Here is a 13,073-nt window from a genome sequence, read left to right on the forward strand (position 1 = left end):
TCTGCCCACCATAAAAGACAATTGCTAAAGTCTGTTGCCTCAGGAACTAAATCTGCTGCCTCATGGAAGAGGTGCGGCATGTCCGCTGTGTGCCAAGAGCAGACATTGCTGACATCACGATGTGTTAGCCGATGGGGAGCAAGCCAGTCGGATTGGGCGCATGCTTTTAAATGTTAAAATCACTATCTACACTTTTCAAAGCCTTAGAAACCGCCTGGGGTGAAATAGTTCTTCCCTCAATTTCCGTTAACTTATCTGCAATTTGCCTCTGATTGAATCCTTGTTTTTTAAGAACGAGCATTCGCTTCTTACTATCTGTTAATCGAGAGTCAACCATATGGCGAGCGATATCTCGCAGTTTTCCGACATCATCAGCTCCAATAGTTCTACCAGCTCCGGTCAAGCGAACGGCTGCTTCATGAATGAGTCTTTTTGTTTCTCCCTTAAGTAAAATTGGGTATTTAAAATTATCCCTAACGTAATGGAAAAATGCGTCATTTTGTTTCTGAGTGACGCATTTATCTTGGAGGAAATGATAGAAATAAAGGTCAACTAGTTCATCTTTTGAAATCACTTTCAGTTCTTCGACTCTGACTATGTGAAGTTGCAATCTCTGCAATTCATTCTCGAATTGGTCCTTTGAGTGCAGAGCACTCTTGTAAGCGGAGTTCCAGGTGCAGCCATTTTTGTGTTTCTGTTTATGGTAAGAACAATACCTGTGGCTGAGTTGTAGTTTTTTCTGATTATCAGGATTCTGTTCGTTGTGAATTTCTATATCATCTTCCAGTTCTAGCATATTGTTATCTAGCTTATAGAAATATTCTGCAAGTTCATTTCTTTGGCCACACAGCTCGCAGAAAGTTTGCTTCCGCCGCGCATTAAGTTTTGTGTCTGCACTGTGCTGCTTGAAGCGCGTCGGTGTAAGGTGAAGCTGCCATAAAAGCTCAAGCAGATTATCCACGGTTGCTTGAAACTTAAGATCAATAGGTCGATATTGATGTTCCGTGTTTGCAAAACGCCTTAGTTGCTGTTTAATAACATCATGAGCATTTTTAATACCCATAACCATCACTAGATTGGTTATCGGAGCATCTTCTTTAAATTTAGAACCATATTTAATAGGCGAACAACTAGGGACGCTTTCAGTACTGGTAAATTTATCATTTGAACAGGGTAAGGGGGAGTGAGCGATATTCATATAGGGGATAGGAAAGAATTGAAAATGACTCTCAGGAAGAGAGTTAAGAAATGCTGACACCTTAGGATCAATAACCTCTAAGATAAGCTCTCCAATAGGGCGCTTATCCGCTTCTCGTTTGTCGTAGGATGAAATATCCTTCAAATGGCTTCGTGGGTCCTTTCTTTTTGAATGTACGGTGTAGTTTGCCCATCGCTCTCGAAATTCCCGTATGCCAGCGGCAACAGAGGTATCGCAATCTTCCCAGACAGAGATAAAGTACATACCTAAGCGATCACTTATATTCTTTTCACTTTCGATATATGCCATTTTCCGCACCCCCCATATACAGACCAGGGTTATGTTACTACTGGTTAAGTAATGAGTCTATTAGCAACTACTTGTAATGGCTGGCAGCTGTCCTTTGTTAATTTAAAAATAAATTGAAAACTCAACCTAATCCGCCTAAACGTCCAATTCAATGTCTGAAAAATATTGGCATAGTCAGGTCTCAGCAACTAACAGGAGGCCAACATATGCAAGAACTAGCACATAAGACCCTAATTAATCGTAAGACCCTACTCAGCATGATTCCTTTGTCTGATCGAACAATCTATAACCTGGAACAACGTGGTGAGTTTCCTCAGCGTATTGTTTTGACGAGTCGAAGTGTTGCGTGGGATTTAGCGGAGATTGAAAACTGGATAGAAGCAAAGCGCAGATCTGCTTTAAAGGCAGCAAGACCCGGTTTTATATGGTCAGTGTGAATCATCATGACGATTAAAAATGTAATAGATGTTCAATCTGGGGGAACGACTCAGAAAAAAAGCATCTCAGTGACAAACGATAAGGTAAAGTTAAATACAAGATATGTGGATAAACTCATCGAAATACATGAATGCAGTGCTCTGGAGGCTAATGAGATTGGTTTCATTGCTCGATTTTTAATTCAAGCAACCCTGCCACACAGCAAGCCAAAATTGAATGAGTGGAGCCGTAAAAATGGTAACTTAACCATGCATATGATGGCTCCATCATCAGTAGGTTTGCCTTACGGTTGTTATGCTCGATTACTATTGGTTTGGATTAGTACACAGGCTATTAGAAATAAATCAAAATTGGATAAAGGTATTATCACTGAGCAGGATGTTCGTAAGCTTGAATTGGGACGATCTCAGCGACGTTTTATGGAAGCACTGGGGCTACGCTCAAGCGGGGGGACAAATGGCTCTATTGTCCCGCTTCGTGAACAGATGCGACGATTATTCAAAACGACGGTTAGTATCATGTTGGCAGAGTTAAATGAGGAAGATGGATATATTTGTGAAGACGAAATGGGAGCCAGAGTCGCAGATGTTTCACATATTTGGTGGAGTACAAAATATCCTGAACGAGATTTATTGAGTCAATCTTGGGTAGAGCTGTCGCCTAAATTTTTTCAACTGATAATAGATAAGCCTGTTCCGTTGGATATGAGAGTTCTGCGGCTGATTAAACGTTCTCCTATGGCCTTAGATATATATTGCTGGGCGACTTATCGGGTGAGTTATTTAAAGCGAGTCACAATGATCCCTTGGTCAGGTTTGATGGAGCAAATGGGATCTAATTATGCCGATGTCAAAGACTTTAGACGACGGTTTAATGATGGGCTTGAAAAGGTACAGCGGGCATGGCCAGGGCTAGACGCTACACCATCGGAAAAAGGACTTCTTATCAAACCAAGTGCTCCTCAAGTACCCCGAAAGAAAAAACACAAAACTGAGGGATATTGAAGCGTTATGAATCTCTATCAACTGGCACTTTATAAGTGTGTGTAAGCTTGGGGATTAAGAAACTTATCCACGCATATTCTGTCCCGCTTTAAGGAAAGTATTCTGCGCATGTTCTGTCTCAGTTTGCGCATGTTTTGTCTCGGGGTGCGCATGTTCTGTCTCTTGTTTGATTGATAAATGCTTTGATAACAAATGGTTGCATGGCGTCCTATAGTGTTTCCCTGTAGGTTTAACCTATATAAAAATTAACCTGTAGTTAAGGTATAGATTTTGTGGATAAACTCGATGGGGTCTAATTACATTCCTAATTACCACTGTTCAATTTTTCAATGTTGATTTTTTATTGAGTTTTGTTTAGCTAAAAAATACATTTTTTTAAATGTCATCTGTTTCATTTGAAAACGATTTACGCTGTAAGCATTTATAACTTGTATTTGTATTATTGACACATGAGGTAGATTTTTTTGTCATGAGAAATAACTGGTTAACCGTTATTGCGGGGTTTTTAAAATTTTAGCCGCTAAAATCCGATAATTTTTCTTGGGAGGTAGGGGCGATGTAATCAGTTATGGCTGAGTTTATACCTACTGAGACAGTGACCGAGGCTCACTATATATCGAATAATTTACTCGAGGAATCCTGCATCCTTACTCTAAGGAAACACAACATATACACCGAAATACACATCGACGTGCACAGATATACTACGGCAACTGGAGGGCAGGACATGTAAAGTAGGCCCACCTCTGGGGTGTTCCAACTTTACCACTCCCTATTCGCCGCATCGCGGCTCAAGGTAGTCCTGCTCTGCGAGGCTGCCAGGCTACCGCCTGTATGGAGAGTTATATGAAAGTTACGCAGACTAGAAAAAATAGTACGCCAATAAAAGTTTACTGTTTACCCGAAGAAAAAGTTCTCATCCAAGAAAATGCAGAAGCATCTGGATTAAGTGTTACCGGTTTTGTTCGTAGAGTTGCAATGGGTTATCAAGTTGATTCTATCGTCGACATAAAACAGGTTAATGAACTGAGCCGAGTAAATGCTGATCTCGGTCGACTTGGAGGGTTACTTAAATTGTGGCTGGCTAAAGATCCTCGCACAGTGAATTTTTCGCCCACAATGATAAAAACGTTGCTTGCGAAAATAGAATCAACTAGTCAAGAACTAAGGAATATTATGGATAGAATCTTGGATAAATAAATGCATGGCTTCCTATATATCAGCATCTGTTATCAGTCCGAGAGTTCAATGTTAGTAATCACTTGAAATTGAGGTAAGCAAATGAAATTTATGCTCCGAGTATTTTCATCGCAGAGAGGCATTTTAGCCGCTAAAAATGCCTTAGTAGCTTCCTTCGTGGCGTCCATCGTGGCATTTCCGGTGAAAGCAGGCATTCCTGTTATTGATGGAACTAACGTGGTTCAGACCACAATCAGCGCAGTCAACAACGTTCAGGCAGTAGCAAAACAAATCCAGCAATACCAGACGCAACTGCAGCAATACGAAAACATGCTACAAAACACAGTCGCACCTGCCGCATATATATGGGACCAGACAAACACAACGATTAATAAACTCCTGCAGGCGCAGGACACACTGAACTACTACAAGGATCAGGCGGGTAGCCTGGATTCATATCTGAAGCGCTATCAGGACATTAACTACTATAAATCCTCGCCATGTTTTAATAGTAATGATGAGTGTGCTGCGTCTGAAATTAGTGCACTTCGTAAAGCAGAACAGAACAACTCAGAAGCCCGTAAGAAAGCAAACGATGCTGTTTTTAAGGCTCTCGATGAACAGCAGATAATGCTCCAAAGCGATGCTGATAACCTTGTCAGATTGCAGAGTCAGGCAAGCGGTGCACAAGGGCAGATGGAAGCCATTCAGTCAGCTAATCAGCTGGCCAGCGCACAGGCAAATCAGTTACTACAAATCCGCTCATTACTTATGGCGCAACAAAATGCGGCTACAACCCTGGCACAGGTGCAGGCCGATAAAGAAGCCCAACAAATAGTAGCCGATCAAAAAGTATTAGCTGGACAGAATACACCAAGTCCGAAGCGAATCTGGTGAGGAGCAACTGAATGAAAGAGAAAATTATAATGGCATTTATTGTAATTAGTTCATTGATTCTATGTTCTTGCGAAAAAAACGATAAAGATTGTTTATCGACGCCAGATAATAAATTAGATGCACATAGATACGATAAGTGTGCGTTGCGTAGTAAAAACAATCCAAGCCCTAAACGAGAATGGTAATTATGAAAACAGTAAGCAAACTCACTTTTTTAGGTACCATACTTTTCTTTTCTGTAAACGCCTATGCTGGTCAATTAGATAGTAGTGGGTTACTTGATACTTTGTTAGATAAGTTTCAACAAGTAGCTAGCACATGGACAACAGTAATTGGTAATTATGCGAATTGGCTCTTCTGGGGGTTGGTATTAATAAGTATGGTTTGGAGATTTGGTATGATGGCGATCCAAGGGGAGGGGTTGACTGGTGTACTTGCAGAAATAGTTCGCTTTTTTGCCGTCATTGGTTTTTTTTATTATATTTTAATCAACGGCCCAGCCATATCGCAATCCATAATTAACTCAATGAGACAGCTTGCAGCAAACGCTTTAGGAATAAGTACTGGTATTTCACCATCAAGCATAATTGATATGGCGTTTGCGATATTAACAAAGGTCAGTTCAGCCGCATCAATTTGGTCGCCAATGATATCCACCATTATGATAACAGTCGCAATAATCGTTCTGGTAGTGATGTCCCTTATAGCGATAAATATGCTAATCATGTTGGTTTCTGCATGGGTGTTATGTTATGCAGGAGTTATATTGCTTGGGTTTGGTGGTTCGAAATGGACCTCTGATATAGCAATTAATTACTTACGAACTGTTTTATCGATTGGCATTCAATTATTCACGATGACATTAATTATTGGGGTTGGACAATCATTTATAGATCAATATTTTTCTATTATTAAAGAAGATGTTCCTGATCTTAATAGTCTTATCGTTTTGCTTCTGGCGTCAATTATTCTTTTAGTATTGACTAATAAATTACCGTTGTTGCTATCTGGCGTTGTAGGAGGGGCATCCTTACAAGGCATCGGAGGTTTTGGAGCAGGTATGATTACGGGCGCTGCCGCTACTGCAATTAGTGGTGCTGGAACAATGGCAATGAGCGCTACAGCTCAAGTCAGTGGTGGGGCTTCTGCATTAAAAGCCGCATTTGAATCTGCACAAACGGCAATGGCCGAAGAATCCGGATCTGTCGGTGGTGGTTCAAGCGGCGGATTTGGTGGTGGTGTAGATACCGGTTCTGTAGAAACGTCGGGACAGCAACCATCTGGTAAAGGTAGTTCCAGTGGGGGAAGCGAAGGTTTTGCTGCATCGTTCTCTCGTGCTGGCCGCATGGCAAGCCATATGGGAAGCAGTATGGCTAACGGGGCTGCTGAGTACCAGGCAATGAAGCGAAGTAGCAACTCTTCCCGAGTCCAACAAACTTTTGGAGGGGAATTGGCGGCTCAGATACGTAAACAAACAGCTACTCGTCGGGATAACCGAGAGCATGATGATTTTGCAGGAGATAGCTTATCCGGCAATAATAAATCTTGAATCGCGCGCGTCAGTTAACGAGGTAGCGTGAACTGACGCTTTCACTGAGCGAACCTCAATCCTGCAACTCAAAGGAAAAACATGTCCAGTACTCCCTATACACGGTTACGCATTGAGGGCTTTCGCAAAGCAGAGGCTTCCCTGAGACTTGAAGGAATGGACCCCAGTGGTACGCCACTGTACGAGTCCGTTAAGGCACGTATTATTTCAGGCGAGCTGACGTATGAGCAGGGGCGTTCTGAGATTCTTGCATACTACACAAAAGCAGATACCGCCGTGACTGTGACAGTGGGAGAAATGCTGACAGAGGAATTTTTAAAACCGCTGAACATGTCTCATGATGAGCTAGCGGAAGCTATGGGGGTTTCTCGGCAGGATGTTGGGGATATCATATGCGGGCAGCGCTGCCTCAACGCTAATGAGGAGCTCCTTCTTGCAGGCATGTTTGGAACTGATGAGGACTTCTGGAGTAAATTGCAGACCTTACAAGATTACCAGAAAGAACGACGGAAGTAATTCATCTGTAGCTACCTCATATGTCATGATATCTGTTGCCCCTCAAGTGTCATGAAAGCAATTGTTTATATTGAAGGGCGGTGATAAACATTTCTGGTCATAAATTGGTAGGATTACACAACCAGCCCAGAAAACTATGATTTCTTAACTAAAGACAGGGCATTGTCCCTGTGTTTCTGGACGCTTCCAATCGTGTCAGTGAGTTCTGGGGTGTTCATTCAACCCGTAGCGATTCATACCGGCAGTTGATATAACTACTGCAGGTGAGTCACATTTTGGTTTTAAGAATAATTCGCTTCCGCCAATTTCACAAAGCAAATACGGATTGGCAATCTAACTCAATTCAACTGAACCCAACACAGGATGTGCAGATGCAGTGGATCGATGAAAAAGATCTTGTTACGTGGGCGAAGCGTACCGATGCTCGTGCATGGTTGGTCGATATGGTCGCCGACCTTATTCGTGCAACCATCCCGGATGCTATTCGCTATCGTTTTCGGTTCCCCGGCGGAGATGTAGGTCAAGTCAGAGGCTGGGATGGTGACTTGGAAACCGTTGAGGCTGTTGGATTTGTACCGGCCGGCAAGTCCAAGTGGGAATTCGGAGCGGGTGCCGGGGCTGCTAAGGCGTCAAAAGACTACGAAAAGCGTACAGAGAAGACTGCTTCTGAAATCATGACCGAAAATGCATTTGTGTTGGTCAACCTTGAAGCGTGGGACACACCACGAGAGATGCTGACCAAATGGGAGGACGAACGCAAGGCTGAGGGCAAGTGGCGAGAGGTTAAGTATATTGATGCGGTGACACTGGTACACTGGCTCGACAGCCATCCTGCCGTTGCGGCCAAGTATGCTCGGGACGTGCTCGGAAATGCTCCAAAAGAAGGCGCGTTAAGCACCGATGAGTACTGGGAAGAATTTAGCAACCAGTTTACTCCTAGACTAAGTGAAAAGGTTGTGATTGGTGACAGGCAGAAAGCTGCAGACGAACTCATAACCAAACTCCTCGGCCCGGCCGGTACCATCTTGATTGGTGCAGAAACAGCAGAAGACGTAGTTGCTTTCGCAGTTGCGGCAATCCGTAGCACCGAGCCTGAAAAGCGCGTTTTGCTTGAATCGAGAACGCTAATCGTGCGTACCGAATCAGCTGCCCGCGAGTTGAGCAGGAAGTCGGGCCTCGCTTTTATTGCAACGAAGGGCGCTGAGCCACTCGCTGGTGTACTTAGCCTGAATTGCCCTACGCTGTCTGCAGCAACTGGAGCTCTGGCTCGCAAGTACCAACCACTAGAGCGACCCTCTGCCAGCAGCATGGCTCAAGGGTTTATGCTTATGGGCCTCGACCTAGATCAGGGATATGAACTCGCGCAGCGGTGTGGGCGCAGTTTGACGATACTGAAGCGGCTAATTCCTAATGGCGCTCCCGTGCAGCCCGAGTGGATATCTCAGGCTGTCGCGCTCAAATCGGCATTCCTTGCAGGTGGATGGTCTTCTAATGTGCAGATGGACTGTGATTTGTTGAAGGAGCTGGGTGGGTTTAACTCTTACACCGATTTGGACAGTGTGCTGATGCCTATGTTGGCACTATCCGACCGTCCGATCGATAAAGTCGGGGAGGTCTGGAAGACCCGCGCACCAGTAGATGCGTTCTACTTTTACGGTCAGCAAGTTACCGACGCAGATCTCAATCGCTTTCGTGACGCTGTTGTAAAGGTTTTCAGTCATGTTGCGCTTCCCCCTGCACGCAACGAGAAATTCAGCCTCAACTATTCTGCGCCAGCAGAATACAGCAATTGGTTACGGGATGGTTTGGCGTTAACTCTGGTAATTATCGCATCTATGCATGCCGTTGCCGGACTTCATATCAACGGTAAGACGCCCCAGCAGTACGTAGATGAGGTCGTAGCTGCTTTGCCTGACTGGGGAAGAAGTCACCACTCCATTATTCGACTGGGAGACCAAGCTGCGCTTTTTGCTGAGGCAGCTCCAAACCCTTTTTTGACGGCCCTCGAGTCTATCCTCGAGGGCTCCCCTGAGGATCTGGTAGAAATTTTTGGGAAAGAGGATGGCAGCATTTTGGGGCCGTCGAGCCCACATATTCAATTCCTCTGGGCTCTTGAGGCTATAGCCTGGGACCCGAAGTATTTGAACCGTTCAGCGCTCGTGCTGGCCAAGCTCGCCGAAATTGACCCGGAACCTGATTCCAAGCTCATCAATCGTCCGATTAACAGTTTGCGCGAGATTCTTCTCAGTTGGTCTCCAAACACCTATGCACCACAGGAACGGAGAATCGCATGCTTGGATGCGATTTTGAGTGCTAGCCCTGAGGTGGGATGGCAATTGCTGCTCAAATTGCTACCAAGGCAACACGACTCATCCTCGCGGACGCATCACCCGAAAATTAGAGATCTTGCACCAAAGGTTACCGAAGAAATAACGTTTGGCTTGGTATGGGACTTTGAGGCTGCGATTGTTAACCGTGCATTGGTTTCGGCTGGCAATGACGAAGAGCGCATCACAATGCTGATCGGCTCCTTAGGGGCTTTCCAGGCTGAAAGCCGCGCATTGATACTTGCTCAAGTCGACAACTATCTAGATTCATATCAGACCGATGAAGGATGTAAAGTTTGGTATGCTCTTCTAGAAGAAGCCGCGCGTCACAACTATTTCTCCGATTCCGAGTGGGCGATAAAGCCCGAAGAGCGAGCGTCAATGGATAGGGTTGTTGAGCGCCATCGCCCCGTCGACCCTCTGGTAAAGGACCGTCAAGTTTTCGATGACTGGCTGCCGCACATCGGAAAGTACCAACCAGGGGGCGCCACATTTATGGACCTTGATGAAATGCGCAAGGAAGTATTGGAGCGAGTTCTCCTCCGGGACGGTGTGGAGGGCATCTTGCGGCTAGCTCGGATGGTCAAACTCCCGAGTCTTATTGGTCCAGCGCTTCGACATACCTCGATTTCAATGGAGCAGATGATTGAGTTATTACATGGAACATTCAACCATGGTGCTCTGAAAGAGCTGGCTTTTAACATATCAGCAGTTGGTGCCGCACATTTTGGCGATCAATGGAAGGAAGTTTTCGCCGAGCGTGTACTGGCACACGTTCAAGACGAACCTACTAAGGTTCGGTTGCTGCTTGGCTGGCCACAAGACGAGGCGACGTGGTCGCTGGTTGACAGTTTGGGAAGCCAAATACGCGAAATGTACTGGACACAGATCCATTTGCTTCCTATCCACGGCACACTCGAGCAATTGCTGTATGCCATTGATCAATTGCGCCAGCATAACCGCGATATTGACGTGCTCGGCCTTGTGCATTTGCGATTAAAGGATCTGTCAACAGACCTGATTCAGGCTCTCTTAATTAAGGGGGTCTCTCAAGTGGAAGGTGCGGCGAAGCGTATGGGCACAATGCTTTCGTACTACGTCTCGCAAGCACTTACAGAGCTGAGGAAGAGGAGTGACGCACAGGAGATAAATATAGCTCGGATCGAATATGCTTACCTTCCGGTCATCCGTTTCGAGGAGCAGTCACTGATTATTATCGGGCTTATGACGCGTGCCCCCGACCTATTTGTTGATGTGCTATCTCACGTGTTCAGAGGTAAAAGTACCGCGCCGGCAGAGGTTGTTACTGACGAAATGAAAGCGCGAGCCCAGGCATCCTATGGATTACTGAACGCATTCAAGACAGTACCAGGGATCAACGGAGTGGAGGTGGACTCTGACATTCTCGCAGAGTGGGTCTCACAAGCTCGCAGTATTGCCGCGACAAAAGATTTGACCGAAATTTGCGACATCCAAATCGGGAAGCTTCTTGCTCATGCTCCAAGTAACACCAATAAGACTTTTTGGCCGCCCTCAGCTGTATGTAAAGTCATTGAGGACACAGCCTCTAGCGATCTTGAGAGTGGCTTCAGGATAGAGTGTCATAACAAGCGCGGTGTCTATACTAAAACCCTCAATGAGGGGGGGGACCAAGAGCGTTACCTTGCGGAGCAGTATCAACAGTGGGCAGATAGCGCACATTTATACCCAAGGACATCGGTAATGCTGGCAAATATTGCTGACAGCTGGCTCCGCCTGGCAGCAGATGAGGACATCCGAGCGGAACAAGACAAAATGAAATGGTAGAAGGCACCGAGTCGGCCGGGATAGTCTCTGAGTTTATCATTAGTGGAATGCTCCCAGCATTGATCAATACATTGCATGGCACTATTCATGGTCTTTCGATTGTTTTATTTCTCAACTCTTTGTTTTTTGTATTTTATTTTAGTTAATTGATAATGGAGTGGGAATAAGATTTAGTTCCTGTTGATATATTAAATCTCAAATATTAAAGCCCGCGAAAGCGGGCTTTTTTGTTTTTAGATAAAGTATTGTTGAGGGGTTATTAGTGGGTAATTAAATCTTTTCATCGGTTAATTAAGGGTAGGGTTAAACATGTATAAATGGTATTTAATGTAATGCGCTTTATAATTTGGGGGATATGGCATATTTACATGGCTGCGTTGTGGTTTGCTTTTGAACGAATAACATTCGCCTGAGATGTTTTTTTGATATAAAAATAAATTGTTAATATCCTTTGGAGGGCATTACTGGTACTTAATTCGGTAAACACGTGATGCTATAGATCTTAGATAGTCAGTTTTAGTGCCAGAAGCAGAATGAAAACGGCGCAACAGCGCCGGTTTATCGTAATATGATCGCATATTTATGTGCTTAGTCAGCCCGTTACTGAACGCTTTTTGTCGAGTGGCTTCTGTTGATGCTAAACATCAGTAAAGCAGCACAACACACTGATAGCAATGGAACAAACAGAGCGATTTTATAGCTGGCCAGCTGTGCCATCAGACCTGCAATCCCGTTACCCGCCATCATGCCTGTACGCATGGCATTGGAGTGAAATGCTGATGCGAAGCCGCTACGTTCAGGCAACGCGTCCTGAATAACAGAAATTCCCAGGCCGACAAAAATACCAAAGAATAATCCGTTAAAAAGTTGCAACACAATCAATTCGGACATGTTAGTGGCCAGCTGAAGCAGGCTGTAATAGACGGCTGCAAAGAGAAATCCGAACATAATCAGTAGCTCTTTCCCTGTTTTCTCTGCCAGATGAGCAGCGGCAAGCATAACGGGAATTTCCATTATCGCGGTTGCGCCTATCAGAAAGCCCGGAAACGAAGCGGGTAAATGAAGCTCGTGTACCAGGTACAGCGGCATAATGGTCAGGTACATATTATTGGATAAATTTGCCAGCATCATTACTGCGCCCAGTGCCCAAATCATACCCGTGATGCCCCCTTTACTGGCTTGAGGCGTTATTGTTCTGCCTGTATCGGCGATTTTTTTATTCTTCCCAGGCAGCAGCAACAGACTGGCAAGTAAGGTCATGGCTGAAAGCAGGGCTGAGGCCAGAAAATTAAAAGTAAATCCAAATTTGTCAGCAAAGACAAATGCCATAGCAGGTCCGGCAATCCATACAATTGACACGCCTGAACGCATTTGGGTATTAAGCCGTGTGGCGTTCAGCCCTGCCGTCAGTGAATGCTTTCGGATCATCGACAGGAGTAATGGAATAGACGCATTGCCTGGCCCCATAAGAAAAATGCCGATGGCCAGAGCCCCAATAGGTTGACGGCAGATACTGAAAGCTAAACCCGCCAGAAAAAGGGCCATAACAGAAATCATGAAAAGTTGCCTGACCGAATATCCCTTATCTGCAAGAGAACCCATCAGCTGGCTGAAAAACAATCCTGACAGGGCAAATCCCAGGCTGTAGAAAGTGATAAAAATAGGGCTTGCATGCAATCCGTTTATCAAAAACAGGCTCATAACAGGCAAAACGAAGGCATATGAAATGGCGGTCATTACGTTTATCAAGAACAGCCGCCCGGCAATCCCGGAAAAAAAAGCCATAAACAACAGTATCTCCATGTGAGTTAATCATATTTTTTAACACGGAAACTTCACAAAGCAATGCA

The 13,073-nt window shown here is 44.8% G+C and carries 10 protein-coding genes; 8 read left to right on the plus strand and 2 right to left on the minus strand.

The window, feature by feature from the left end; translation table 11 throughout:
• Positions 1-166: 166 nt before the first annotated feature.
• Entirely contained in the window at positions 167-1,507 is a 1,341-nt protein-coding gene (locus tag ACUY4S_RS06375) for a hypothetical protein (protein WP_458022212.1), read from the minus strand.
• Positions 1,508-1,713: 206 nt separating this feature from the next.
• On the opposite strand from ACUY4S_RS06375, the gene ACUY4S_RS06380 reads away from it, so the two are divergent.
• The 8 genes from ACUY4S_RS06380 (at position 1,714) to ACUY4S_RS06415 (ending at position 11,223) form a co-directional block, all read left to right on the plus strand.
• Positions 1,714-1,944 (plus strand): helix-turn-helix transcriptional regulator, encoded by a 231-nt coding sequence (locus tag ACUY4S_RS06380; RefSeq protein WP_137474863.1) that lies wholly within the window; start codon positions 1,714-1,716, stop codon positions 1,942-1,944.
• Between the two features lie 6 nt (positions 1,945-1,950).
• Positions 1,951-2,949 (plus strand): replication protein RepA, encoded by a 999-nt coding sequence (locus ACUY4S_RS06385; RefSeq protein WP_458022211.1) that lies wholly within the window; start codon positions 1,951-1,953, stop codon positions 2,947-2,949.
• Between the two features lie 846 nt (positions 2,950-3,795).
• The gene (gene traJ / locus ACUY4S_RS06390; RefSeq protein ID WP_104659001.1) at positions 3,796-4,149 is read left to right on the plus strand and encodes a conjugal transfer transcriptional regulator TraJ; all 354 of its coding nucleotides are present in this window, start codon (positions 3,796-3,798) and stop codon (positions 4,147-4,149) included.
• Between the two features lie 81 nt (positions 4,150-4,230).
• A complete protein-coding gene (trbJ, locus tag ACUY4S_RS06395; protein WP_458022210.1) occupies positions 4,231-5,025 on the plus strand; it encodes a P-type conjugative transfer protein TrbJ in 795 nt (264 codons plus the stop codon).
• A gap of 11 nt (positions 5,026-5,036) precedes the next feature.
• A complete protein-coding gene (locus ACUY4S_RS06400) occupies positions 5,037-5,210 on the plus strand; it encodes a hypothetical protein (RefSeq protein ID WP_204646824.1) in 174 nt (57 codons plus the stop codon).
• 2 nt (positions 5,211-5,212) lie between these two features.
• Complete coding sequence (gene trbL, locus ACUY4S_RS06405) at positions 5,213-6,574, plus strand: P-type conjugative transfer protein TrbL (protein ID WP_458022209.1); 1,362 nt, start codon at positions 5,213-5,215, stop codon at positions 6,572-6,574.
• An 81-nt stretch (positions 6,575-6,655) separates the two neighbouring features.
• The gene (locus ACUY4S_RS06410) at positions 6,656-7,090 is read left to right on the plus strand and encodes a HigA family addiction module antitoxin (RefSeq protein ID WP_458022208.1); all 435 of its coding nucleotides are present in this window, start codon (positions 6,656-6,658) and stop codon (positions 7,088-7,090) included.
• Positions 7,091-7,365: 275 nt separating this feature from the next.
• Positions 7,366-11,223, plus strand: a complete 3,858-nt coding sequence (locus ACUY4S_RS06415; RefSeq protein ID WP_458022207.1) for a hypothetical protein — start codon at positions 7,366-7,368, stop codon at positions 11,221-11,223.
• A gap of 600 nt (positions 11,224-11,823) precedes the next feature.
• Here the strand turns inward: ACUY4S_RS06415 and ACUY4S_RS06420 are convergent.
• A complete protein-coding gene (locus ACUY4S_RS06420) occupies positions 11,824-13,026 on the minus strand; it encodes a sugar efflux transporter (protein WP_458022206.1) in 1,203 nt (400 codons plus the stop codon).
• Positions 13,027-13,073: the final 47 nt, after the last annotated feature.

This window comes from Kosakonia beeri, assembly GCF_054165705.1.